This is a genomic window from Bacteroides muris (ex Fokt et al. 2023) (genome assembly GCF_024704895.1).
Classification (GTDB): domain Bacteria; phylum Bacteroidota; class Bacteroidia; order Bacteroidales; family Bacteroidaceae; genus Bacteroides; species Bacteroides muris.
The window spans coordinates 22,085-47,744 of record NZ_JAMZEE010000032.1 but is presented as its reverse complement, the minus strand read 5'-3'; the positions used below and the strand labels follow the sequence as shown (position 1 = coordinate 47,744).

Here is a 25,660-nt window from a genome sequence, read left to right as displayed (position 1 = left end):
CTAAACTTATCAAAGAACTCTTTGGCATAGTGGCAGAAGCCGCTTAGCCGATATGGTGAATTTTTAACGGACTATTAATGAGTAAGAGTCAGAGAATAATCAGGAATAGTTTGCTGCTTTATCTGAGGATGGGGATTGTGATGATTGTGACCTTGTATACGTCTCGAAAGGTTCTGGAACTTCTGGGTATTGATGATTTTGGATTGTATAATACGATAGGAGGGGTCGTTTTAATCTTTACATTTGTCAATGCAGCTCTTTCAAGTTCCACAGCGCGTTTCCTTGCTTATGAATTAGGTAAAAGCGACTATAGTGCTTATACGAAAACATTTAATATCAGCTTGGTTTTACATTTATCCATCGCTTTGCTTTTTTTGTTATTGGCAGAAACTATAGGGCTGTTCTTTGTCAATACCTATCTAAATTTGCCTTTAGATAGGATACAAGCGGCAGGCTGGGTATATCAACTATCTGTGATAAGTGCTTGTGTTAACATTGTAAGAGTCCCTTTCAATTCATGGGTCATCGCTTTTGAAGATTTCACTTTTTACGCCTATATTGGAGTTGTTGAAGCTGTATTAAGGGTGTTATTAGTTTTTTTACTCTTTTATTTACCGGGTGATAAGGTGATATTATATGCTGGTTTGGTGATGCTGCTCTCAGTTTTGATAACTCTTTGTTTTTATGTCTATTGCAGAAAGCAACCTTATTATCATTTTTATTTTGTGAAAAAGAGAGATGACTATATGGGACAAATAAAATTCTCCGCTTATCGGCTATTTGGAGCTTCATCTCAACTTGCGGAGCAGCAAGGTGGAAATGTGATAGTTAATATTTATTACGGTGTGACTGTTAATGCAGCAATGGGTATCTCCAATCAAGTTAATGCTGCTATAAATAGCCTTTTAGCTGGTTTTCAGAATGCATTTCAACCAGTGATAACCAAATTGTATGCTTCAGATGAGAAAGAGGAATTATTTCTCTTTGTATCAAGTACGGCAAAATACTCCATTCTTTTATTTTGCTTTTTAGCAATTCCATTAGTCCTGAATATAGATTATATCCTACATATATGGTTGTCTACTGTACCGGATTGTACATCAATGTTTTGTGTGTTGATAATTATTTGTTCGTCTATAGAGGCTTTCTCGGCACCATTGTGGATGGTAATATTGGCAACTGGGAATATCACAGCATACCAAATAATATTATCTACTCTTACATTTTTAGGCTTTTTAGTGGCTTTTCTGTCTTTGTTCTTTGGTGCAAGCGTAGAATCCATCTTTTATTATCGTATAATGACTTATGCTTGTATACTGTTATTCAGGCTTTATTGGGTACGCAGGCAGATTAACTTTCCTTTTTATGATTTTCTAAAATCGGTGATTCTTCGTACTCTTTTTACGGTTACTATATCTTATGCTGTGACGTTGACAATTTGTTGTAATTTGTATGGCTTGGAAAGGTTGCTATTGTCAGGAATATCTCACTTGGCAATTTTTGCCATTATTCATTATTTCTTTTACTTAAATAATGCGGAACGGAACAAGCTAAGACATCTTCTACTCAAAAAACAAATAAAATAAATATGATTGACTGGAATGAATATCCCTTGAACTTATTGAGTAAAGTTCAAGTGGAAGAAGCTGTATCAACATCTTCTTATGTAATTGTAGATATGGAGGCTCGTGAGTTGTTATCACCCAATCGTTTTGATATTTATGCGAAGCTTCTATATATAGACCATAAAGTAAAGGGCGTGGATATGTCTTATGCGATGAGTGTCTACAGAAAACATATAGAGGTAATTACTGGATACTCATTTGCTGAAAATGGTCAACCGGATAAAAATTCATTTGATAAGTTTATAAAATGTTTTGACCATTTAGTTGAGACTTTCCAATTGAGAGGATTTGACCCGACTCTTTCCCTGATACCTGTTGATGCAGATAATTTACCTATGGATGGAAGTCACAGGGTGAGTTGTGCAGCTTACTTTAATCAAAAAATTCGAGTAATAAAATTTATAAACTATAGGCGCTTCCCATATACAAGTGAATGGTTTGCTAAAAACCATTTGTTTGAGAATGTGTTGGGAGCAATTTCGTTGGAGGCATGTAACTGGCACTCTGACTTGTATATGGCTTGTCTTTGGCCTAGAGCTTATGAACAAAAGGAAAATCGAAAACAAGCTTTGAAAATACTGAAAGGAACTGTCAGTATTGTTTCTTGCTTACAGCTTGATTTAGGAAAAAATGGCTTGAGAAACCTCTTAATACAGGTTTATGGCTTTATGCCTTGGATAGGTAATGCCCGCAATCATTTTATGGGAATTTATCATAAACTCAATGAAATCTGTTCTTCTTCAAATTGTACAACTGTTGAATTTATATTATTTCAAGGCAAGGGATTGGAGTCTGTGTTGGAATTGAAAGAGAAGATAAGAATGATTTTTAATCAAGGAAAAGGTTCTATTCATATTACGGATAATATGGAAGAAACCAAACAAATTGCTCGTCTTATATATAACCCTAACAGTGTTGCCCATGTAAAATATGCTTATCCTGACAAGTTTCTGAAATCGTGGGATATGTGTATGAAGTATAAAAGCTTTTTAATCGATAATGGGTTCAATTTGGATGACTATATTATTGATTCTTCGATGGTAATGGCCATTAATGGAATACGAGAGGCGGGAGACCTTGACTATTATACTGTAGATTCTGAAGATAAGAAGGAATCATTACATTTCATGCAACCGAGTTGCATGGAATGTCATGATAAATATGCTATTTATCATGACATTCCAATAATGGATATGATATACATTCCGAGCAATTATTTTGTTTTTAATGATTTGAAGTTTTTGACGCTTGATGCTGTAAAGCGATTTAAGAAAAAGAAGGGAGAAAAGAAGGATTTATTGGATGTTAAGCTTATAGAGTCTTTTTGCTCGATGAATAGTGACCAATGGCGTTACCGTTTATTGTTAATTCAGAATGCTTATCGAAGAAAGAAAGCCCATTTAATTCTTAGATCTAAGAGCTTTCTTCGTATCATACTGGTTAGGTTGCATTTGTTGGAATTTGTAAAGAGAAAGATGGTGGATAAATCTTAAAAAGAAAAAGTTTTGTAGTACAGTTCCGAGTATGAAAAAGGTAAAAATTCCTCTTCATACTTAACCTTTTTACTTAATTTAAAAGTTTGTATTTGAATACTTATCTTATGGATAGTTTTTCTTATTATCAACATATGTTGATTCCTAATTGTGAACCTCATGAGATACCGAATCTTTCTTGTTTAAATAATGGATTGATATGGAATAGTTATGGTTTAAAAGCTGTAATATACAGATATACAACCAATTACGATGTATTAGGGGGGGGGTAAAAACTGGTATTATGTAATAAAAGACACCCCTTTTGATATTTCTAAATTAAAGATAAGCGTCGTTATGTAGTGCTTCAAGGAGAGAGAAACTTTGAAATAAGGCTTATTCATGCTGAAGATTATAAAGAAGAACTTTATTCTGTGGTCTGTGATAGTCTCTCTGCATATCCGAAGAAATATCGTCCAGTGAATCCATCAAAAGAAAATTTTATTAGCTCTTTGAATTCATCGTCTTTAAAAGACAGACTTTATGGTGCTTTTTATCGCGATACGGGGAAACTTTGCGGCTATGCTTTTATTCATAAGTAGTTATTCATAATTATTTCACCTATGTCGAAATTACATTATCTTTGCTTCGAACAAAACTGCGTGATAAATGAAAATCAAGAAATTGACGCTGAGCGATTCCGAACGTCGGGAACTTACCACCGGTTTCCGGACAGGCGAAAGCCATTGTTTTCGTATGCGTTGCCGCGCCATACTGCTCAAAGCAGAGGGCTTGAGTGCGCCCCAAGTGGGAGCACAAACGGAAATGACCGCCCAAACCGTTGGCAGTTGGGTCAAACGTTTCGAAAGCCAAGGAATCCAAGGATTATACACACGTCCGGGACAAGGTCGCAAAGCCATCATGGACTGTTCGGACGAGGAATCCGTGCGCAAAGCCATCGAATCGGACCGGCAGAGTGTGCGTGCAGCCAAAGAAGCCTGGCAGAATGCTTCGGGCAAGGAAGCGAGCGAATCGACGTTCAAACGTTTTTTATCCGCATTGGCGCAAGATATAGACGTATAAGAAAACGTACTAAGGGTAAGCCCTCGCCGCAGCTCTATGCGTATAAGACCGAGAAGCTGCAAGAACTTGAAACACTTTTTGAAAAAGGCTCCATCGACCTCTTCTATGGTGACGAATCTCATATCTGCACGGAAGGCCATGTCCCTTATGGGTGGCAGTTTGCCGGAGAAGACGTTTACATTCCTGTCGAAAAAGCCAAACGGCTCAACATCTTTGGCATGATTGACAGGAATAACCGCTTTGAAGGATTCTGCACCTGCGATTCTGTCGATGCAGAGAAAGTTGTTGATTTCCTCGACAGATTCTCTTTCAAGCTCTACAGAAAGACATTTGTTGTCCTTGACAATGCAAGTGTACATCGTAATGAGAAAATAAAGCGAATGCGTCCAATATGGGAAAAACGGGGACTTTTTCTCTTCTACATTCCTCCATACTCTCCTCATTTGAACATTGTGGAGACCCTTTGGCGTATTATGAAAGGGAAATGGCTCCGACCACAGGATTATGTCACTACCGAATCGCTGTTTTATGCCACCAACAGGGCTTTGGCGGCGATAGGAACACGACTGAATATTAACTTTAGCCATTATGCTGCTTAATTTTGATTAGTTACTTATAAGAAAAAAAGTAATAGATTTTTCTATTTTGAAGACTATTCCATCTTTTGAAAAATTGCAAGTTAATGCGGCATTGATTTATGGAATACTTCTTGATTGTAATGATTTACTTAGTTCTGGTTTTTATATTTGTGATGGTTCAAAGAGTGTTTTTCATGAGACGAATTTTCAAGATTATTTAGAAAAATATTTTGCTTTTCGTAAAGCTTATGTTGATTTGCATATAGTATATAATCCAAAATATCGTTTTACCTTCAAAGTTCTTTATCGCTTACGTTTTCTGTTTTATAAATTGGATAGCATTAGATTGATACATAAACTAAATGCTATTTTCAAAATGCAAGAATGTGCAATAGAAAAATTATGATACAATTTGTCTTGTATGCCTGCAATAATAGATAAATATAAAAAAATTTCAGTATTGATGTCTGTTTATAAAAACGACAAACCTGAGTTCTTATATTGTGCTATAAAGAGTGTTACGTTGCTTCAAACTTTACAACCTTCGGAAGTCATATTGGTTATAGATGGCCCTATATCTGTTGAACTTAACAATTGCATTAAGATGTTGATGGAGGAAATTCCTTATATACGTCCGATACGCTTGTTGGAGAATAAAGGATTGGGAAATGCTTTGTATGAAGGGTTACTAGCATGCTCTTTTGAGATAGTAATGCGTATGGATAGTGATGATATATCTGTTCCTGATCGATTTGAGAAACAGATACGCTATATGGAAATGCATCCTGATGTATCTGTTTTGGGTGGTCAGATTTCAGAGTTTATTGATACGGAAGACAATGTGGTAGGGTATAGAGTTGTTCCTCAAACACCTGAAGAAATTGCTCATGTGATAAAGTGGCGTTGTCCGTTTAATCATATGAGTGTGGCATTTTTACGCTCGTGTGTTATGAATTCAGGAAATTATCAAGACTGGTTTTGGAATGAGGATTATTACTTGTGGATTCGTATGTTCTTGGCTGAATGTAAGTTTGCAAACTTGCCTAATATATTGGTAAACGTGCGGGTGGGAAAGGATATGTATGCTAGAAGAGGTGGCATGAGATATTTTAAAAGTGAAGTGCGATTGCAGAAGTATATGCTTGATAATAGCATTATTAATAGCAAGGTCTTTTTAGTTAATGTTTTAGTAAGGTTTATGGTGCAACTTCTGCTGCCCAATAAGGTTCGTGGATGGTTTTTTCAAAAATTCGCTAGAAGTTAAAAGGATATGATTAATATTTGACAAAATATGATTGGTTTTAAGTACTTGTTCAATAAAATTCAGGACGTTAAGCTAAGAGACTATTTATCTTTTTTCCCTATGGTGATAGCCTGGATTGCCAAACCTCTTTATAGAAAGAAATTTCAGACTGTTTGGCTGGTATGTGAGGAGTCAAAGGAGGCTAGAGATAATGGGTATCACTTCTTTAAATATATGTGCTTGCATCAGCCACAACAAAAGTGTGTATATGCCATTAAAAAGAAATCGGTTGATTATAAGAAAGTTGCAGAATTGGGGGGGAAGTCGTTGAATATGGAAGTATGCTTCATTGGATAGCCTATTTTTTGTGTGAATATAATATTAGCTCACAAAAAGGAGGTAAACCTAATGCGCCAATTTGTTCTTTTATGGAGTTAAATAATTATTTTCATATGCGCAATATTTTTTTACAGCATGGTGTGATTGTCAATAATCTAAAATGGTTATATTCTGATTGTTCTAAAATTGATAAATTTGTAACATCTACACTGCCGGAAACTGAATATATTATCTCGAGGTTTGGTTATCCTAAAAATAGCATTTGTTTAACAGGTATGCCAAGATTTGATGCCTTGCATAAGATTCAAGTGATTTCTAATAGGATTTTAATAATGCCTACATGGAGATACTGGTTTAATCTTAAATCGAAACAGAATAAGAATACGGATAATGATTTTGAAACTTCTGAGTATGTGCGGTGTTGGGAAGAGTTGCTGGTTAGTCCGGAATTGGAGCGGCTGATTAATAAGTATCAACTGGAGGTTATCTTCTATCCTCACCGCAATATGCAGAATTACATAAAAACTTTTGAATAACTAAAGACTTCTGTTGTGATAGCTTCTTGGGAGAAATATGACATACAAGAACTATTGAAAAGTTCAGCAATAATGATAACAGATTATTCCAGTGTTTTCTTTGATATGATATATATGAAAAAGCCGATTATATTCTATCAATTTGATGAGGAAAAGTATAGGAAATATCAATATGGCGAAGGGTACTTTGACTATCATCATAATGCATTCGGAAACACCTGCTCTTCTTCAGATTTGGTGATAAAAGAGTTAGAGAAAATGGCAGATAAATATGATATTCCGATTATTGAAGATGCTGCTGAAGGTTTTGGAAGCAAATTTGACGGGCAAGTCCTCGGAACCTTTGGTAGATACGGCGTGCTTTCATTCAATGGTAACAAGATGATAACCACCAGTGGTGGTGGCGCTTTGATTTGTGCTGATGAGGAGTCTAAGCGTGAGATTATGTTTTATGCTACCCAAGCCCGTGAATCTTATCCTTATTACCAGCATGAATGTATAGGCTATAATTACAGGATGAGTAATATCTGTGCAGGTATCGGCCGCGGTCAGATGATAGTGGTGGATGAGCACATAGCACACCATAAGTATCTGTGTGGTCTGTATCGTGAGCTGTTGGCTGATGTGGAGGGGATTACGCTTCATGAGAATTCTTCTGGACGCTATGACAGTAATTATTGGCTGAATACGGTACTACTTGATGAGGACCTGCATGTGAAGGGTGAGGAAGATGCCTACCGTGAGACTGTAAAAGGTGCTGTGGGTGGTGCTGCAGGTGTTACGCATGAGTCGGTTAGCGCCCATACTTCTTGTGAACCCAATCGTAATGTGGAAGCCATGCGCCTATGGTTGGATAAGGTGGGTATCGAGAGCCGTCCTTTATGGAAACCTATGCATCTTCAACCGGTTTATGCTAATAATCCTGCCTATGTTAATGGTGTTAGTGAAGGTCTATTCAAACGGGGGCTTTGCTTGCCGAGTGGTCCTTATGTGACGGATGAGGATGTGAGATACATAGTAGATGAAATGAAGAAGTGTATATAGTAGAAATATTTTTCTGTTGATTTATAGTACTTTATCACTTTTCTCAGAAAAACTGCTCCCAAGTGCCTTTTTTCTTTAGCTACATAGTTTTTAATCCTCACCTTTGCATCGTTGATCAACGAAACGTGTGAATAGGAAAACGAATTTAAATCTCTAAAGAAAAAAAGTATGAGTGTAATTTTCAGGACGGTGGAGAGACCGTCGGACCCCAGGGTTGAAAACTCTCCCAAGAAGTATTATCCGCAGTTGGTGACATTGGGGCAAAGCGTGGATTTGGCATTTATTGCGTAGAAGATGCAGGACCGCTCTTCTCTGTCTATCGGTGACATCAAGAGTACGATGCAGAACTTTGTGGAGAAGCTGAAAGAGCAGTTGCTGGAAGGAAAGACAGTTAATATATCCGGGCTGGGTGTCTTTATACTGGCAGCCAAATCGAAAGGTGAGGAAAAGGCTGATGACGTGACAGCCAAGAGTGTGGAGAGCGTCTGTATCTGTTTTCAGGCGAATAGGGAACTGAAGATATCGAAGTCTGCCACCCGTGCTGGAGAAAAGCTGGATTTGGTGAGCTTGGATGATTATCTCAAAGGGAAGACTTCTACAGATGGTGGCTCCGGTTCGGAAGGAGGAGGCTCTGATTCGGATGGAGACCAAGGCGAGAATCCACTGGGATAGCGGTAGCTATGAATTATTAATTGGATAATGGATAATCTTTATGAAGAAAACGTGGAATGTGATTTTGAAACTTATTATTGCCGTAGCGAGTGCTGTGGCAGGTGTGATTGGCAGACAGACAATGATATTTTAGTCCGATAGGATTTGATAAATAAAAAAAATGAGAAGAGCTGCTGGCAGGAAATCTGTCGGCAGCTCTTTTTTAGTAAGCATCCGGAGAGTGTGTAGACCGGACAAACTGCAGAATCAGGTAACTAACCACAGTTGCAACATTATAGGCTCAAAAAAACAATAGCGACTGTAACTATTAGGTTCATAGTGACAGTCGCTATTATTGTATAGAAAGGGGCGACACCTAGTTCTTCGAATGCTTACGTTTATGCGGGGTTAGCTGAATGTTTATGCTTAAAGTGCAGTTCTTGTAAGGAGGTAAATTGTTCTTTTGTCATAATGAAAAAGTATGTTCAGGCACGCCATTTTTTATTCTCCTTTTCGTCCTTAAATAAAACATTTTACTACACTTATCCAGCTTTTTCCGCCTAAAAAGTCTCTTGTATCTAAGTTTTTTATAAATTTGCACCCTTAAAATGAAGATGGCTTTTGACGTACCAAGAAATATGCCAGTTAAGAGTATTTTCAATCGTAAATCGTAAAATTGTCAAATAGTAAATATCAAGATGGGTAAGAAGTTTGCCGAATATTCGAAACTTGACCTTTCCGAAGTGAATGGAAAAGTGTTGAAGAAATGGGACGAAAACCAGGTTTTCGCCAAGAGTATGACAGAACGTGAAGGTTGTCCTTCTTTCGTGTTTTTCGAAGGCCCCCCCTCGGCCAATGGTATGCCGGGCATTCACCACGTAATGGCTCGCTCCATTAAGGACATTTTCTGCCGTTACAAGACGATGAAGGGATTTCAGGTAAAGCGTAAAGCCGGATGGGATACTCACGGACTGCCTGTGGAATTGGGTGTGGAAAAGGCACTCGGTATAACCAAAGAGGATATTGGCAAGACTATTTCCGTGGCAGAATACAATGCTGCCTGCCGCAAGGACGTCATGAAGTTCACCAAAGAGTGGGAAGACCTGACCCACAAGATGGGCTACTGGGTGGACATGAATAACCCCTATATAACTTACGACAACCGCTACATCGAAACCTTGTGGTGGCTGCTGAAACAGCTCTACAAGAAAGGATTGCTTTATAAAGGATATACCATACAGCCGTATTCTCCCGCTGCCGGTACAGGACTCAGTTCGCACGAGCTGAACCAGCCCGGATGCTACCGTGACGTAAAAGATACAACCGTAGTGGGGCAGTTCAAGATAAAGAACCCAAAGCCGGAAATGGCAGAGTGGGGGACTCCTTACTTCCTGGCATGGACTACCACTCCGTGGACATTGCCCAGCAATACCGCGCTCTGTGTAGGGCCTAAGATTGACTATGTGGCCGTGCAGACCTACAACAGCTATAATGGCGAGAAGATAACCGTCGTTCTGGCAAAAGCATTGCTCTATGCGCACTTCAACAAAAAAGCGGAAGGCATTGCATTAGAGGATTATAAGCCGGGAGATAAGCTGATACCTTTCAAGGTTGTAGGTGAATACAAGGGACCGGACTTGGTAGGCATGGAGTACGAGCAACTAATCCCGTGGGTAAAGCCGATAGACGTAGCCGAAGACGGCAGTTGGACTGCCAGCAACAAAGGTTTCCGTGTAATTGCGGGTGATTATGTGACGACCGAAGACGGTACGGGTATCGTACACATAGCCCCGACCTTTGGTGCGGATGATGCCTTTGTGGCCCGCGCCGCAGGCATACCTTCCCTATTCATGATAAACAAGAAGGGTGAGACCCGTCCGATGGTGGATCTCACCGGTAAATTCTATCTGATGGATGAATTGGATGAGGATTTCGTAGAGGCATGTATCAACGTAGACTTGTATAAGGAGTATCAGGGCAAGTGGGTGAAGAATGCATACGACCCTCAATTCACCGTAGACGGTAAGTATAATGAGCAGGCTGCACAAGCTGCCGAATCATTGGATGTTGAGCTCTGCATGATGATGAAAGCTGCCCGTCAGGCATTTAAGATAGAAAAGCACGTACACAACTATCCGCACTGCTGGCGTACGGACAAACCCGTATTGTACTATCCGCTGGATAGCTGGTTCATCCGTAGCACCGCCTGTAAGGAACGTATGATGGAGTTGAACAAGACCATTAACTGGAAGCCGGAAAGCACCGGTACGGGACGTTTCGGCAAGTGGCTGGAAAACCTGAATGACTGGAACCTCAGCCGTTCACGCTATTGGGGTACTCCACTGCCCATCTGGCGTACAGAGGACAATAGCGAGGAAAAGTGTATCGAGTCTGTAGAAGAGCTCTACAACGAAATAGAGAAATCTGTGGCTGCCGGCCTGATGCAGTCTAACCCTTACAAGGAGAAGGGCTTCCAGCCGGGCATATATACCGAAGAGAATTACGACAAGATAGACTTGCACCGTCCTTACGTGGACGATGTCATCCTTGTCTCTAAAGACGGCAAGCCGATGAAGCGCGAAACGGACTTGATTGACGTATGGTTTGATTCCGGTGCCATGCCTTATGCACAGATACATTATCCATTTGAAAATAAGGAATTGCTGGACAGCCATCAGGTATATCCAGCCGATTTCATAGCCGAAGGAGTGGACCAGACACGCGGCTGGTTCTTCACGTTGCACGCCATTGCCACGATGGTGTTCGACAGCATCTCCTATAAGGCCGTCATCTCCAACGGCCTGGTGCTCGACAAGAACGGCAACAAGATGTCCAAGCGTCTGGGCAATGCCGTAGACCCCTTCTCGACCATCGAGAAATATGGTTCTGACCCGTTGCGCTGGTACATGATTACCAACTCTTCTCCGTGGGACAACCTGAAGTTCGACGTAGATGGAGTGGAAGAGGTACGCCGCAAGTTCTTCGGAACGCTATACAACACTTACTCATTCTTTGCCCTCTACGCCAATGTGGACGAATTTGAATACAAGGAAGCCGATGTACCCATGACGGAACGTTCCGAAATAGACCGATGGATTCTCTCCGTACTGAATACGCTGGTAAAGAACGTAGATGCCTGCTACAATGAATACGAGCCCACGAAGGCAGGACGTCTGATTTCCGAATTCGTGAACGACAACCTTTCCAACTGGTACGTTCGTTTGAACCGCAAACGCTTCTGGGGTGGCGGCATGACGCAGGACAAGCTTTCCGCATTCCAGACGCTTTATACTTGTCTGGAAACCGTAGCCAAACTGATGGCGCCTATCGCCCCGTTTTATGCTGATATGCTGTATACAGATTTAGTTACTGCTACCGGACGTGACAATGTTGTTTCGGTACACCTTGCCAAGTTTCCCGGATATAAAGAGGAAATGATAGACAAGGGATTGGAAGCTCGTATGCGAATGGCACAAGACATCACTTCTATGGTATTGGCACTGCGCCGCAAGGTGAACATCAAAGTCCGCCAACCGCTTCAGTGCATCATGCTACCGATAGTGGATGAGGAACAGCGTGCACATATCGAGGCAGTGAAAGCGCTTGTCATGAACGAGGTGAACGTGAAAGAAATCAAGTTTGTGGACGGTGCTGCCGGCGTGCTGGTAAAGAAAGTAAAATGTGACTTCAAGAAGCTGGGACCGAAATTCGGTAAGCAGATGAAAGCCGTGGCTGCTGCTGTGGCAGAAATGTCCCAGAATGCCATTGCCGAGTTGGAGAAGAACGGCTCTTATACATTTAATTTGGATGGTGCAGAAGCTGTGATTGAAACGGCAGATGTGGAAATCTTCAGTGAGGATATTCCAGGATGGCTGGTTGCCAACGAGGGCAGACTGACCGTAGCTCTGGAAGTTACCGTCACCGAAGAACTGCGCCGTGAGGGTATTGCACGCGAGCTGGTAAACCGCATTCAGAATATCCGTAAGTCGAGCGGTTTTGAGATAACAGATAAAATAAAGATTACATTATCAAAAAATCCTCAAACAGATGATGCGGTAAATGAATATAATAACTATATTCGCAACCAAGTTTTAGGAACTTCACTGATACTGGCAAACAACGTAGAAAATGGTACGGAACTGAACTTTGACGATTTCTCGTTGTACGTGAGTGTAGTGAAAGAATAATTAAATACTAACCTGATTAATACGTAAAAGTTATGATAGAAAAGACAAGATACTCGGATGCTGAATTGGAAGAATTCCGCGCTATCATTATGGAAAAATTAGAGTTGGCACAACGTGACTATGATTTGTTGAAAGCCAGCCTGACAGGTGCAGATGGTAACAATACCGATGATACATCTCCTACATACAAAGTGCTGGAAGAAGGAGCAAGCACTTTGTCCAAGGAAGAAACCACACGTCTGGCTCAACGCCAGTTGAAGTTCATCCAAGGATTGCAGGCTGCTTTGGTGCGCATTGAGAACAAAACATATGGCATTTGTCGCGAAACTGGCAAGCTGATACCGGCAGAGCGTCTTCGTGCAGTGCCCCATGCCACTTTGAGCATCGAAGCTAAAAACAACGGCAAGAAATAAAAATGGATAAATTCTTTACGAAAGGCCGGATAGCCTGCCTTGTCATATTTTCGGTATTGGTTATAGACCAGATTATCAAGATTTGGATAAAGACCCACATGTACTGGCATGAGAGTATCCGGGTCACAGATTGGTTCTATATATATTTTACCGAGAATAGTGGTATGGCTTTCGGGATGGAAATATTTGCCAAACTATTCCTGACCTTATTTCGCATTGCTGCGGTCACAGTCATTGGCTGGTTTCTGCACAAGTTCGTGAAGCAAGGTATGAAAACCGGATTTATCATCTGTATGTCTTTAGTCTTGGCGGGAGCCTTGGGAAACATTGTCGACAGTGTGTTCTATGGTGTGTTGTTCAATGAAAGCACCCATTCGCAGATAGCCTCCTTCATGCCTGAAGGAGGGGGGTATGCCTCATGGTTCCATGGTAAGGTAGTGGATATGTTCTATTTTCCCATCATTGACACAAACTGGCCTATGTGGATGCCGTTTGTCGGTGGAGAACATTTCATTTTCTTCAGCCCGATATTCAATTTTGCGGATGCAGCAATCAGTTGCGGTACCATTGCTTTATTGTTGTTCTACAGCAAGGACTTCAATGATGCTTATCATGCTGCCATAAAGAAATCATGAAAAGAATAAATCGAGTTCAATGGTGTAGCGTAGTCCTTCTGGCATTCAGTCTGACGGCTTGTAAGGTGAAAAGGCCTGAGACCGTTTTTCCGGATGCCAAGATGGAAAACGTGCTTTATGATTATCACATAGCCAAAGCTATGGGTGAAGAAGTGCCGTATAATGAAAGTTATAAGCGGGTGCTCTACATTGAATCGGTTTTTAAGAAATATGGTATCACTCAGGCTGATTTTGACTCTTCCATGGTCTGGTTTTCCCGTAATCCAGAAGTACTTACCAAAATTTATGAGAAAGTGAATGTACGGTTGAAAGCCGAAAGAGACGGTATCAACCACTTGATTGCCCTACGTGACAACAAGCCGAAAGAATCACTTCCGGGAGACAGTATCGACGTGTGGATATGGCAGCATATCTATCAGTTGACGGGTATGCCCATGGACAACAAAATAACGTTTACGTTGCCTTCAGACACCAATTTCCACGACCGTGACACGTTGCGCTGGAGCGTACGCTTCCGTTTCCACAACGGTGCACCGGACAGCATACATGCTCCGTTGATGGCAATGCAGATTCTTTACGAAAAGAATGACAGTGTCATCAGTACCATTAGGAAAGTACAGAACACAGGGATTGAAACGCTCACCTTATTTGCCGATACCTTAGGAGAAATCAAGGAGATACGCGGATTCATTTACTATCCGCAGCAGGAGGCTCCACAACCTTTGTTGGCAGACCGTATCTCACTGATGCGCTATCACGCTACGGACAGCTTGGCGATTGCCCCCAATGACAGCCTTCATCAAGCGATAGACTCCCTTCGCAAAAACAGTATCGAAGAACCTGAGAAGTTGAAACCTCTGGAAATTCAGGAGCAGAGAAATGTCACGACTCCTAGAGCCATACGCCCCCGTCCGCAAGCATGAAACGCTACGCTTCTCATTTTCTATTTCTTCCTGGGCATGGTTGTCTGAAACAATATGTGGTGGAGATGGATGAAGGACAGGGTGCATCGCGTGTCTTCCCATTGACAGAAGAGGTGGAGAATACGGAATGGCTACCGGGAGTTATAGTCTTGCTTCCTTTTGAAGAAGCTCATTTGGGGCAGGAAACCGTTGGTCTGTCTTTTGACAAGTGCCACAATATATTGACGGCAGTTCCTCCGGGTATCGAGGAGGAACTGCCTTATTTGGTTCCTTGGTTATTTTCCCCTTTCGATTTTACTACAATGCAGCCTGGCGCCGGAACTCAGCGCAAACTACTGCAGTAGCAATAGCTACGTTCAACGACTCCGCCGACTCACGGCTGGCGGGATAATTCGGAATATATAATTTGCGGTTAATGAGTGATTTAACTTCTTTTCCTATGCCATTTCCCTCGTTGCCCATCACAATTAATCCGTTTTTTGAAAGAGATTGTCCATACATGTTTTCCCCGTCCAGAAAAGTACCATAAACGGGAATGTCCTTCAATGAACGAATCAACTCGGGCAGGGGAGTGTAGTGCAGCCTGACACGTGCGATGCCTCCCATTGTGGCCTGCACAGTTTTGGGATTATAAATATCCACTGTGTTGGGTGAACAGAATATATGCTCTATCCCAAACCAATCGGCAAGGCGGATAATCGTTCCCAGATTGCCGGGATCTTGCACATCATCCAGAGCTAGACAAAGGGAGCGGCTGATGACAGAAACATCCGTCTCTTCATCCGGCTGTCGAAACACAGCCAGCACTTGTTGGGGCGTTTTCAGTAGGCTGGCACGCGAAAGTTCCTCTTCAGACACTTCCGTGACATCCGTTACAGAAAGAGGTTGGTTCCGGGAAAGCCATTCCGAGGTTGCCAGCAGGAACTGGCAAGAGAAATGTCCCAACAAATCCCCTACGAGTTTAGGCCCTTCTGCCAGAAATACCTTGTCTGCTTTCCGGTTCTTTTTTTGCTCCAACGAACGGATATATTTGATGCGTTTTTTACTTAATGTCATAGGATACACATGTTATCATTTGACAAAAATACGTGATTATTTCAATATAATCAAAAACTCTGCACTCTTCCGGTGTTTTTTATTTCGAGAACAAAAAAATACAAGTATATTTGTAGTTGTTTATGCGCAATTAATGACTCGGTATGGATAAAAGTTTCCGCTACGCGATACTTGCTACTATTGCACTTTTGTTGGCTTCCTGTTCTTCTACCAAATATGTGCCGGACGGCTCGTATTTGCTGGATGAAGTGCGCATACATACCGACAATAAGGAAGTAAAACCATCCAATCTCTCCATGTACATCCGGCAGAATCCCAATGCGAAGTGGTTCAGTCTGATAAAGACTCAGTTGTATGTTTACAACTGGTCCGGACAGGACTCTACACGCTGGATAAACCGTATATTGAGGAAACTAGGAGATGCTCCGGTCATATACAGTGAGGAGGAAACCAACCGGACTAGGGAAGAAATCACTAAGGCTGTGCAGAATATGGGCTATATGGGCGCTCTGGTGGAACCGGTACGCCAAGTCCAGAAGAAAAAGATGAAGTTGGTCTATAAGGTGACAACCGGTAAACCCTATAAAGTGCGTACCTTGAGATATGATATCCGAGACAGTAAAATAGCGGAATACATGCAGCAGGATTCCGCAGTGACCCTATTATCCGAAGGCATGTATTTTGATGTCAATGTACTGGATGCAGAACGCCAGCGCATCACGAACAAACTGCTTCAGAATGGATATTACAAGTTCAACAAGGAGTATATATCCTATACCGCGGATACCGTCCGTAATTCTTATCTGGTAGATTTGACGCTGCACTTGGCTCCATATAGGCAGCACAACGAGGACACACCGCAGAATCATCGGCAATATACTATCAATAAAGTGAGTTTTATTACCGACTATAATGTGTTGCAGGCATCCCCCTGGAACAGCATCGAGGTGAATGATTCGTTGCATTACAAAGGCTTCCCTATCTACTACAAAGACAAACTTTATCTGCGTCCCAAAGTGCTGATTAACAACCTGCACATCACTCCGGGAACTCTCTACAACGAACAGAACGTACAGCGTACCTACTCCAACTACGGACGCCTGCAAGCACTGAAATATACCAATATCCGTTTTTTCGAAGCGCAGCAGAGTGACAGTGCAAAACTCAACGCCTATGTGATGCTGACCAGAGGCAAACATCAGTCCGTATCCTTTGAAGTGGAAGGCACAAACTCTGCCGGCGACTTGGGAGCTGCCGCTTCGGTGGCTTTTCAGCACCGCAATATGTTCAAAGGTTCCGAAACACTCATGTTCAAGCTACGTGGGGCATACGAGGCTGTGTCCGGTTTGCAGAGTTCCTTGAATCAAGACTATATAGAATTAGGTGCGGAAGCAACCATCAACTTCCCACGGTTCATGTTTCCCTTTGTATCCAGCGATTTCAAGCGGAGAATAAGGGCTACTACAGAATTCGGATTGCAATATAACTACCAGATGAGACCGGAATTCACGCGCATTGTAGCATCTGCCGGATGGAGCTACAAATGGGGAGTACAACAACAACGTTCGCAGCACCGCATTGATTTGTTGGACATCAATTATCTGTATATGCCCAGCATAGATCAGACATTTAAAGAGGATTATTTGGAGAAAGACGAGAACTACATCCTCAAATATAATTATGAAGACCGTTTTATTGTCCGCACTGGTTATAGCTATATCTACAACAGTGCCGGAAGGGCATTTATGAATAATTCCAGTATCGGTAATTCCTATACCATCCGTCTCAATTTTGAATCGGCGGGTAGCTTGTTGTATGCTGTGGCAAAGCTCGGAGGAATGAAAAAGAATGCATCGGGAGAATACACCTTGTTGAACATTCCTTTTGCCCAATACCTGAAAGGCGATTTTGACTTTGCCAAGAATCTGGTCATTGACAACCGCAATTCATTGGCATTTCATTTTGGTGCCGGTATTGCCATTCCATACGGCAATGCAACAATGCTTCCATTTGAGAAGCGCTACTTCTCCGGCGGCGCCAACAGTGTGCGCGGATGGTCTGTACGTGATTTGGGGCCCGGTTCTTTCCCCGGCGATAATAACTTCATGAACCAGTCGGGAGATATCAAGCTGGATGCCAGCATTGAATACCGCACACGGTTGTTCTGGAAATTCAGAGGAGCCCTCTTTGTAGATGCCGGAAATATCTGGACAATAAGGGACTATAAAGACCAGCCGGGAGGTCAATTTAAATTTGGCAAGTTCTATAAGCAGATTGCCGTGGCATATGGCTTAGGATTGCGTCTTGACTTGGATTTCTTTGTATTGCGTTTCGACGGAGGTATGAAGGCCATCAATCCGACCTATGAGAAGAAAAAAGACCGTTATCCCATTATTCATCCTAAATTCAGCCGTGATTTTGCTTTCCACTTTGCTGTGGGATATCCATTCTAAATATAAATGACGATGGATAATTAATAATGGGTAGTTAACTGCGTATATTTATACCCATTATTAATTATCCATTGTCATTTATCCATTACTTAAAGGCGTAATAGTTGTCAATCATTGTAGCCTGACGTGCTGCTGCTACACCTTGAGCATCCAGCGTCACAGTCATTTCCTCACCGTTCGGAAGGGTCATTTGTGCAGTGCCGTCATTGTTCATCTGCAGCAACTCTGTGCTGACACCATCGGCAACAACATTCCAAGTATTCAACTCTTTGTTGTAAATGAGTTCCATAGAAGCTGTTTCACCTTCCTTGGTGATAGAATAGCCGTTTTCAAGTGTTTCTACCAGATAGTCACCGTTTTCGCCTTTCACTTTCTTTACATCACCAATGCTGGCCATAGGATTTGAACCACTCCAGAATTCGATGGAGTTGATGACCAATGCATCGGCCAGATAGCAAACGCCATATACCGGAATAATATTGAATGCCAGATAAACCAGTTCGTTTACAAACTTGGTACCAATACCTTGATTCCAGCTGACCAGTTTACTGTGCAGTCCAAAAGAACCGATACAAGAACTGAAAAGAAACGAGCCGCAAATCATTACGGTCGCAACCATCTTTAAATTGAACTTTTTCATAATCACTCTTTTTATTTTACTGTGTTTAATTAGCTTTATAGCTCATCGAGTTATTTTAAGCATCCGCAAATATAGGATTTTTTATGAAAATACATACTATTTGAGCTTAAAATCTGTTTTCAGTAAAACGGAAGTGTCTATTTACGAGCCTTTTGGAAAGAACTTTTCCTATTCAGCGGTCAAAGGCAAACTTGCCCGGACCTATGATATACATCACACGGCACACTACCAGATACATGAAAGCCAACTCTTTCGTGGCAAACGGGTCATTACCATGGATTACTAAAAAGTCAATAGCCATTGTAAACGCCAAACCGGATTTAGATTTAATATCAATGAAGTTTTTTGGAGACATAAAGAAATGGTTTGACAATCAGGAACATTTGTTCTATCTGATAGATATGTTTCAAGAACAACATGTCACTTCAGCTCTGACATACACTTCAGGTCATGAAAAAATATTTTGATGACAACCGGCATCTCTTCCCGAACGGCCACAATGAAAACCGCACACTGGACGGTATCGGTATGCGCAAGGATGACCTCAAGATGCCGAAGGAGAAAGGTCAGGGAAAAAGAGCAAGCTGTTACTATTTTGCCCTGATTCTTGACATAAAATTCTGAATCACCGGATACATCTCCTCTATCGTACTCAGCTCCATGCAAGCCGCTTCCAACGGGCACCAGCCAGTCTTGTCACGGTTAATGATATGAGGAACCTCTTGGGCAAAACTCGTTTCAATTCCTGCCTCACATAGCAATGCCAGCGCAGGAGTACTAATTATATCCGCATAGACCGTTTTAAACCCTCCCAATACCATCAAAGCTGCGGCACCTTTCCCTATAACTTTATCGGCAATGGCAGCCCCCTTCATAAATGCAGAATCTGCCTGATACAAATCATACAAATCCGCCACTCCACGTTGGGTGCAAGTACGAATTTCCTCTCGGTTTTTCATAACACAAGAGTATCCGCCCTTGTGCAGTATGTCAATGATGCCCTCCATTTTATAAAGTCTCTTGTTTCAACTGTTCTACAAATTTGTCAATACGATGCAATTCTTTGGGAATATCAATCGTTTGTGGGCAATGCGGAGAACACTGGTTGCACCCGGTACAATGGTCGGCCTGCCTCAGTTTGGGTACACTTCTGTCATATCCTATGAGAAAAGCACGGCGTGCTTTCCGATAATTCTCATCCTGACAGCTTTCCGGCACATTTCCTTCATTGACACATTTATTATAATGTATCAAGATGGCAGGAATGTCAATCCCATACGGGCAAGGCATGCAGTACTTGCAGTTGTTGCAAGGTATGGTGGGGTACTCCATCATCAAATCGGCCGTAGCATACAGATACTGAATTTCCTCTTCTGTGAGTGGTACTAATGGAGAGTAAGTACGGATGTTGTCCTGCAAGTGTTCCATATAAGTCATGCCGCTCAGCACTGTCAGTACATCTTGAGGAGAACCGGCATAGCGGAATGCCCAAGAAGCCACACTGCGTTCGGGCTCGCGCTGCTTCAGCCGTGCCACAATATGGTCAGGGACGTTGGAGAGCCGTCCACCCAGCAGAGGTTCCATAATGACAGCAGGGATATTACGCTTTGCCAGCTCATCATACAGATATTCTGCTTTGAAGTTGCTGCCCGAAGCATGTTTCCAGTCTACATAATTCAATTGTATTTGTACAAAGTCCCAATGTACTTCACCACGGTCATGCATCTGCAAGGCATAGTCATAGACTTCGATATCACCGTGGAACGACCATCCCAAGTGACGGATGCGTCCTGCTTCACGCTCCTTTACAAGAAAATCAATCATACCGTTGTCTATATAGCGCTTGTGGAATTGCTTCATGCCACCGCCACCAATCATGTGTAGCAGATAGTAGTCTATATAGTCTACTTGCATATCCTCGAACGACTTACGGTACATGGCGATAGACCCCTCACGAGTCCAAGTATCAGGATGAAAATTGGATAGTTTAGTAGCAAGATAGAACGATTCGCGCGGGTGGCGCTTCAGAGCTATTCCCGTAGACTTCTCACTCCATCCTTGTACATACATCGGAGACGTATCGAAATAATTCACACCATGTGCAATGGCATAATCCACCAGTTCGTTTACGGCATCCTGGTCTATCATTTCCCCTTTTCCATCCGGAGCAGGAATGGTAGGCCAGCGCATACAGCCATATCCTAAAATAGAAACTTTGTCACTTCCTAAACCGGGAAAACTACGATAGGTTATCTTATCCGTCAGAACCGGTCCCAAGATATTGTTACTTGTATCACTTCCTTCTTTAGAACTGCAACCATACAAGGCGGTGGCAGATGTTGTAGCCGTGATACCTACAATCTTCAAAAAATCACGGCGACTCATGTTTTTATGACGTTCTTCCATATTCACCAATATTACAGATATTTATACAATCCTGTGTCTTTCATGCCCTTCCACATAGATGGCACTGAAGGGACGGGCAGGGCAAAGATTTTCGCACGCACCACAGCCGATGCAGCGCTCTACATTGACAACCGGGATTTTCGGAGAATTCTCATCTTCCGGACTGCTCGGTACCATTTGTATGGCAGCTACCGGACAATGGCGGGCACAATTGCCACATTCCATTCCGTCGGTCAATGGTATACAGTTCTTTTTCACCCACACGGCATGTCCTATCTGAATGGAAGATTTATCAGCTTTGGTTATTGGACGAATGGCACCTGCGGGACACACTTCGGAACACTTTGTACACTCCGGTCTGCAATAGCCGCGCTCGTAGGCCATTTCCGGCTGCATTAGTTTCATTAAGTCTGCAGATGGCCGAAGCACTTGATTGGGACAAACCGATACACAGAGTTGGCAAGCTGTACAATGTTGTGTCAAATGGCATATGCCCAATGAACCTGGAGGGACGATAGGAGTGCTACGCTCCGGAATTTTCTTATCTTCAATGGTTGCCAATCCACCGTCCCCTTTCTTTTTTTGTGCTTTCAAAACAGAGTTGACCGCTACCAGAGCAGTGACTGTAAAGAAACGACGACGAGTCTCGTTCATTTGTTTCGGAACTTTCTTCGGGGTCGTATAGGAGATAGCTCCATGGCTGCACTTGTCTATACAGTTCATGCAAGTTACGCAACGGCTGGCATCAACCTTATGCTCCTTAATATCAATACAAGCCGCTTTGCAATTACGGGCACACAAACTGCATTCATTGCATTTATCCGGCTCTATCATAATACGGAAAAAAGAATAACGTGAAAGGAAGCCTAGCACAGTTCCTACAGGACAAATCGTATTGCAGTAAGTACGTCCGTTTCGTCCTGCCACAACGGCAAGCACTACGAAAGTGGCAACAGCAATAATAAAGGTAGACCAGCTTTTCAACCACACATCTGTCTCATAAAAGGCATAACTGCCGGCACGTTCTGCAAAATAGGCGAGCAGGTTGTTGCTCCATTGCCACAACGGCTGGAAAAAATTGTTGGCTATGCGCCCATATGAACTGTAAGGTGCCAGCAAAGCCGCCAAAGAACTGAATCCGGCAACCAAGGCAATAATGAATATTACCAGCATTCCATAACGTAACCATGATATTGCCGGAGAATAGGAGTAGGGGAGTTTTTTACGTTTCTTAAACTTCCTGCCTATCCAAGCCATTACATCTTGAAGTACCCCCAACGGGCAGATAACGGAACAATAGACACGCCCACATATCAATGTAAGAATTACAAGAAATAATACTACTCCTACGTTCAACGCCAATACTGCCGGTAAGAACTGGATTTTGGCTAGCCATCCGAACCATCCGTGCAGCATTCCCGTGAAATCAAGGAACAACAAGGTAATGAGTGCAAAACAAAGCGTTGCAAAGGCCAGTCTGATTTTACGTAACATGATAGTTTTGTATAAGTGTTTTAATTATATGGACAGCGGATATCTTCATTACGCATTTCATGCAATTTGTATATGGCCACTTCTTTCATGTACAGCCTCTATCAACGCCTTGTTTGCCTGCGATTCTTTGATATTAGGATGCGCCAGGAGAACCACTATCTGCTTTGAATCTTTTCCCATATTGTGTTTCTTTTAGTCTTAGAAATATAAATGAGTACGCAAATATAAAGAAATATGGATACATAACAAAAAAAGGAACAACTAATGTTGTTCCTTTTTTTGTTATGTACACCCTCAGGGATTCGAACCCTGGACCCACTGATTAAGAGTCAGTTGCTCTACCAACTGAGCTAAGAGTGCATTTCTTATTTGCGGGTGCAAAAGTAATCCTTTCATTTTATTCATGCAAATAAATTGAAGTATTTTTTGCGATGAAATGAGATTTTTTATTCAAACTCATATAAATCAGAAGGAGTTGTACGCTTCAAAGCGCATAACTGCACATCCTTTCCTACGATAATTCCTTTTTCCCTTAACTTCCATTCCACTGTCTTATAGGCCAATTCTGGATGGTTATTGTCCTTGCTCAAATGGCAAAGCCAAATATACTGTAAATGCTCCGTCATATTTTCCGAAAGGAATTCGGCAGTAGCAATATTGCTCATGTGCCCGGTACGGCTGGTAATACGTTCTTTCAGGTATTGGGGATAGGTACCCATACGTAACATCTCCTCATCGTAGTTGGCTTCCAATATCAGATAATTGGCCTTTTTGATATATTCTGCAGCTGTAGGAGTGATTTCACCAAGATCTGTAAGAAAAGCAAAGACCTTTCCGTCTATCTCAATACAATAGCCCACATTGTCCGTGCCGTCATGAGGTACTTCGAAAGATTCGATATGAAAGTCTTCCAACTGCATGGGTTGCTGCTTTTCCAGATAACGGACAGACGAATATAACTTTTCCGTCATGCAATAGCTCCGGTTGATACCCTTATGAATCTGGGCAGTTGTATAAATAGGAATATTCTGCTTTTCACCCAGTCCGCCTACCGCTTTAATATGATCTGCATGGTCGTGCGTAACAAATACCGCACGTATCATTTCCATGCTGATACCTGCTTCCTTGAGTCCTTTTTTTATCGTCCGTACTGCAATGCCGGCGTCGATGAGTATTCCATATTTTTCTGTACCTATATAATAGCAGTTGCCACTGCTTCCACTGGCAAGGCTTATAAATTTTACTTTCATCCTAATCTCCTTAATTACAAAAAAACCGTCACTTCTAAAAAAAGTGACGGCAAATATACAAAAAGTATGCAATACATGCCCCTTATGCCTTCTTCTTTTTGTCGATGAATTCGGTCGTTTTGGCAAAAACGAATAATGCTATTGCTGCAACCAATCCTATAGCAGCGAAATAATACCAAATATAATGTGCATTGACACTGGCTGCTTCCCACGCTTCGCGGGTTTCAAACAAGCTTGGGTCAGGACAATATTTTGTCAGAAGTACCCCCGCAATACCAAACCCCAAAATAGAAGAGAGGAATGAATGAAGATGACTGAAACCAAGGTACATGCCTTCTTCGCCCTTGGGGGCTTGCAAAGAGAAGTATTCCAGATAACGTGGTGAAATGAAACATTCAGCCAGAGCCTGTACTACAATGCCAAGCACCATCATTAAAGTAATATTACTCATGCCGGCAATAATGTCATTACCCAACAAATTACCGCATGCCATCAGCAATGCCGATACCGGAATAAGAAACATGCCTATATTCATGGAAGTAATTGCGGTGCGTTTTGCCATCCATCGAGTAATAAAGCTTACGCAGCAAACCACTACAAACGGGTTTACATTGGCTATCCACCCCGGTTTGGCCGTTTCACCCGCCATACGGATGACATATTTGGGCATAGTTGCATAGAGTTGTTGCTGCACCATCCAAAAACCAGTTACGATGAGAATAAGAATCAGCAAACGCCAATTAGTGATAATACGCAGAAAGCCTTGTCCAATTTCACGCATGCTTTTTCCTTCACCTGCTGTATGTGCCGATTTATACAATAAGATGACAGCCGATAATGCTAACAACGTCATGACAGCCGAGAAGTAATTGATATAAATATAAGCTTGCTCACCGATAACATTTCGTAGAGGATCGACCACCGTTTTTCCGGTAAATGCGCCTATATTCACCATCATATAGAAGATGGAATAACCGCGTGCACGGGTAGCCTCTGTTGTTTCCTTAGCCACCGATCCCGATATAATAGACTTGATGAACGAACCTCCCACCATGATAACAAACAATACAGGGACAATCATCCAGCGGTCATTACTGTCCGGCAATCCGGAAAAACGGGTTATCTCACCATACTTCACCAGACCGGCAGCTTCCAGCAGGGTAGGAAGCAGTCCCAAGCCCAAATATCCGATGGATAGTAATGAGAAAGCAATAATCATTGACTTTCGGAAACCTATCTTATCGGCATATGCGCCCGTAAAGATAGGCAACAGATAGAGTCCTCCCGAAAACAAGCCGGAAATCATGCTTGACTCAAAATCATTGAAACCTAAAATGTTGGAAAGATAAATGGTAAGAATAATAAATACGGCATAATATGCCATGCGTTCGAACAGTTCTACTGTACTACTTACCCAAAAGGCTCTGTTGAAACCTTTGGAAGTGGGGTGGGGTGATGTCATCATCCTTTGTAACGATTAAAATTTATGCATTAAATGAAAAAATAAGTGCAAAAATAGAAAATTAATATCGTGTTTGCAAGATATTAATTTCTTGCAAACACGATATTAATAAGCTGCAGACAAAGTATTAACTTCCTATTTATCGCTATTTATCTTTTCATTTATATGGA

Annotated in this window: 23 protein-coding genes, 1 tRNA gene and 3 pseudogenes; 17 read left to right on the top strand and 10 right to left on the bottom strand. The window is 41.9% G+C overall.

Annotated elements, in window-relative coordinates:
• Positions 1 to 77 precede the first annotated feature (77 nt).
• From M1B78_RS12885 to M1B78_RS12815, 15 genes and pseudogenes are all read left to right on the top strand, one after another.
• Positions 78 to 1,586 (top strand): lipopolysaccharide biosynthesis protein, encoded by a 1,509-nt coding sequence (locus M1B78_RS12885; protein WP_257940883.1) that lies wholly within the window; start codon positions 78 to 80, stop codon positions 1,584 to 1,586.
• Positions 1,587 to 1,588: 2 nt separating this feature from the next.
• Positions 1,589 to 3,118, top strand: coding sequence for a hypothetical protein (locus tag M1B78_RS12880; RefSeq protein WP_257940882.1), 1,530 nt, complete (start codon positions 1,589 to 1,591; stop codon positions 3,116 to 3,118).
• A 648-nt stretch (positions 3,119 to 3,766) separates the two neighbouring features.
• Complete coding sequence (locus M1B78_RS12875) at positions 3,767 to 4,180, top strand: helix-turn-helix domain-containing protein (protein ID WP_016272127.1); 414 nt, start codon at positions 3,767 to 3,769, stop codon at positions 4,178 to 4,180.
• Positions 4,096 to 4,779 carry an IS630 family transposase gene (locus tag M1B78_RS12870; protein WP_257940885.1) on the top strand — a complete coding sequence of 228 codons (684 nt, stop codon included), beginning with the start codon at positions 4,096 to 4,098 and terminating at the stop codon, positions 4,777 to 4,779. Before M1B78_RS12875 ends, M1B78_RS12870 begins: the two co-directional genes overlap by 85 nt.
• A 46-nt stretch (positions 4,780 to 4,825) precedes the next feature.
• Positions 4,826 to 5,164 carry a hypothetical protein gene (locus tag M1B78_RS12865; RefSeq protein ID WP_257940881.1) on the top strand — a complete coding sequence of 113 codons (339 nt, stop codon included), beginning with the start codon at positions 4,826 to 4,828 and terminating at the stop codon, positions 5,162 to 5,164.
• 15 nt (positions 5,165 to 5,179) lie between these two features.
• The gene (locus M1B78_RS12860; RefSeq protein WP_257940880.1) at positions 5,180 to 6,022 is read left to right on the top strand and encodes a glycosyltransferase; all 843 of its coding nucleotides are present in this window, start codon (positions 5,180 to 5,182) and stop codon (positions 6,020 to 6,022) included.
• A 320-nt stretch (positions 6,023 to 6,342) separates the two neighbouring features.
• Entirely contained in the window at positions 6,343 to 6,876 is a 534-nt protein-coding gene (locus tag M1B78_RS12855; RefSeq protein ID WP_346015119.1) for a hypothetical protein, read from the top strand.
• A 15-nt stretch (positions 6,877 to 6,891) separates the two neighbouring features.
• Positions 6,892 to 7,920 (top strand): DegT/DnrJ/EryC1/StrS family aminotransferase, encoded by a 1,029-nt coding sequence (locus M1B78_RS12850; protein ID WP_257940879.1) that lies wholly within the window; start codon positions 6,892 to 6,894, stop codon positions 7,918 to 7,920.
• Between the two features lie 168 nt (positions 7,921 to 8,088).
• A pseudogene (locus M1B78_RS12845) lies at positions 8,089 to 8,592 on the top strand (HU family DNA-binding protein).
• A gap of 40 nt (positions 8,593 to 8,632) precedes the next feature.
• Positions 8,633 to 8,725 carry a smalltalk protein gene (locus tag M1B78_RS12840; RefSeq protein ID WP_168354289.1) on the top strand — a complete coding sequence of 31 codons (93 nt, stop codon included), beginning with the start codon at positions 8,633 to 8,635 and terminating at the stop codon, positions 8,723 to 8,725.
• Positions 8,726 to 9,269: 544 nt separating this feature from the next.
• The gene (gene ileS, locus M1B78_RS12835; protein WP_257940878.1) at positions 9,270 to 12,758 is read left to right on the top strand and encodes an isoleucine--tRNA ligase; all 3,489 of its coding nucleotides are present in this window, start codon (positions 9,270 to 9,272) and stop codon (positions 12,756 to 12,758) included.
• 32 nt (positions 12,759 to 12,790) lie between these two features.
• Positions 12,791 to 13,171, top strand: coding sequence for a TraR/DksA family transcriptional regulator (locus M1B78_RS12830; RefSeq protein ID WP_136010161.1), 381 nt, complete (start codon positions 12,791 to 12,793; stop codon positions 13,169 to 13,171).
• 2 nt (positions 13,172 to 13,173) lie between these two features.
• The gene (locus tag M1B78_RS12825; RefSeq protein WP_257932490.1) at positions 13,174 to 13,806 is read left to right on the top strand and encodes a lipoprotein signal peptidase; all 633 of its coding nucleotides are present in this window, start codon (positions 13,174 to 13,176) and stop codon (positions 13,804 to 13,806) included.
• On the top strand, positions 13,803 to 14,729 hold the full coding sequence (locus M1B78_RS12820) for a DUF4296 domain-containing protein (RefSeq protein ID WP_257940877.1): 927 nt from the start codon (positions 13,803 to 13,805) through the stop codon (positions 14,727 to 14,729). The genes M1B78_RS12825 and M1B78_RS12820 overlap by 4 nt, the downstream gene beginning before the upstream one ends.
• A complete protein-coding gene (locus M1B78_RS12815; RefSeq protein WP_136010158.1) occupies positions 14,726 to 15,073 on the top strand; it encodes a hypothetical protein in 348 nt (115 codons plus the stop codon). The genes M1B78_RS12820 and M1B78_RS12815 overlap by 4 nt, the downstream gene beginning before the upstream one ends.
• Here M1B78_RS12815 and M1B78_RS12810 read toward each other — a convergent pair.
• The gene (locus tag M1B78_RS12810) at positions 15,027 to 15,785 is read right to left on the bottom strand and encodes an RNA methyltransferase (protein WP_257940876.1); all 759 of its coding nucleotides are present in this window, start codon (positions 15,783 to 15,785) and stop codon (positions 15,027 to 15,029) included. The two genes, M1B78_RS12815 and M1B78_RS12810, sit on opposite strands and share 47 nt — an antisense overlap.
• Before the next feature lie 143 nt (positions 15,786 to 15,928).
• Here M1B78_RS12810 and M1B78_RS12805 point away from each other — a divergent pair, with 143 nt between their 5' ends.
• Complete coding sequence (locus tag M1B78_RS12805; RefSeq protein WP_257940875.1) at positions 15,929 to 18,238, top strand: BamA/TamA family outer membrane protein; 2,310 nt, start codon at positions 15,929 to 15,931, stop codon at positions 18,236 to 18,238.
• An 85-nt stretch (positions 18,239 to 18,323) separates the two neighbouring features.
• Here the strand turns inward: M1B78_RS12805 and M1B78_RS12800 are convergent, their stop codons facing one another.
• Positions 18,324 to 18,878 carry a DUF3332 domain-containing protein gene (locus M1B78_RS12800; RefSeq protein WP_136010154.1) on the bottom strand — a complete coding sequence of 185 codons (555 nt, stop codon included), beginning with the start codon at positions 18,876 to 18,878 and terminating at the stop codon, positions 18,324 to 18,326.
• Positions 18,879 to 19,015: 137 nt separating this feature from the next.
• A pseudogene (locus tag M1B78_RS12795) lies at positions 19,016 to 19,191 on the bottom strand (DoxX family protein); the annotation flags it as partial.
• A 137-nt stretch (positions 19,192 to 19,328) separates the two neighbouring features.
• Here M1B78_RS12795 and M1B78_RS12790 point away from each other — a divergent pair.
• The gene (locus M1B78_RS12790; protein ID WP_257940874.1) at positions 19,329 to 19,502 is read left to right on the top strand and encodes a hypothetical protein; all 174 of its coding nucleotides are present in this window, start codon (positions 19,329 to 19,331) and stop codon (positions 19,500 to 19,502) included.
• Here the strand turns inward: M1B78_RS12790 and M1B78_RS12785 are convergent.
• The 7 genes and pseudogenes from M1B78_RS12785 to M1B78_RS12755 all read right to left on the bottom strand — a co-directional run bounded on the left by M1B78_RS12785 (position 19,469) and on the right by M1B78_RS12755 (position 25,493).
• Positions 19,469 to 19,885 (bottom strand): DUF1893 domain-containing protein, encoded by a 417-nt coding sequence (locus tag M1B78_RS12785; RefSeq protein WP_257940873.1) that lies wholly within the window; start codon positions 19,883 to 19,885, stop codon positions 19,469 to 19,471. The genes M1B78_RS12790 and M1B78_RS12785 overlap by 34 nt on opposite strands.
• Before the next feature lies 1 nt (position 19,886).
• The gene (locus M1B78_RS12780) at positions 19,887 to 21,284 is read right to left on the bottom strand and encodes an aldo/keto reductase (protein ID WP_257940872.1); all 1,398 of its coding nucleotides are present in this window, start codon (positions 21,282 to 21,284) and stop codon (positions 19,887 to 19,889) included.
• Between the two features lie 21 nt (positions 21,285 to 21,305).
• The gene (locus M1B78_RS12775) at positions 21,306 to 22,778 is read right to left on the bottom strand and encodes a 4Fe-4S binding protein (RefSeq protein ID WP_257940871.1); all 1,473 of its coding nucleotides are present in this window, start codon (positions 22,776 to 22,778) and stop codon (positions 21,306 to 21,308) included.
• A 41-nt stretch (positions 22,779 to 22,819) separates the two neighbouring features.
• A pseudogene (locus tag M1B78_RS12770) lies at positions 22,820 to 22,958 on the bottom strand (NAD(P)H-dependent oxidoreductase); the annotation flags it as partial.
• Positions 22,959 to 23,065: 107 nt separating this feature from the next.
• Positions 23,066 to 23,138, bottom strand: a tRNA-Lys gene (locus M1B78_RS12765).
• An 86-nt stretch (positions 23,139 to 23,224) separates the two neighbouring features.
• Positions 23,225 to 24,028, bottom strand: coding sequence for an MBL fold metallo-hydrolase (locus M1B78_RS12760; protein ID WP_136010150.1), 804 nt, complete (start codon positions 24,026 to 24,028; stop codon positions 23,225 to 23,227).
• 82 nt (positions 24,029 to 24,110) lie between these two features.
• Positions 24,111 to 25,493 carry a peptide MFS transporter gene (locus M1B78_RS12755; protein ID WP_257940870.1) on the bottom strand — a complete coding sequence of 461 codons (1,383 nt, stop codon included), beginning with the start codon at positions 25,491 to 25,493 and terminating at the stop codon, positions 24,111 to 24,113.
• Between the last annotated feature and the right edge of the window lie 167 nt (positions 25,494 to 25,660).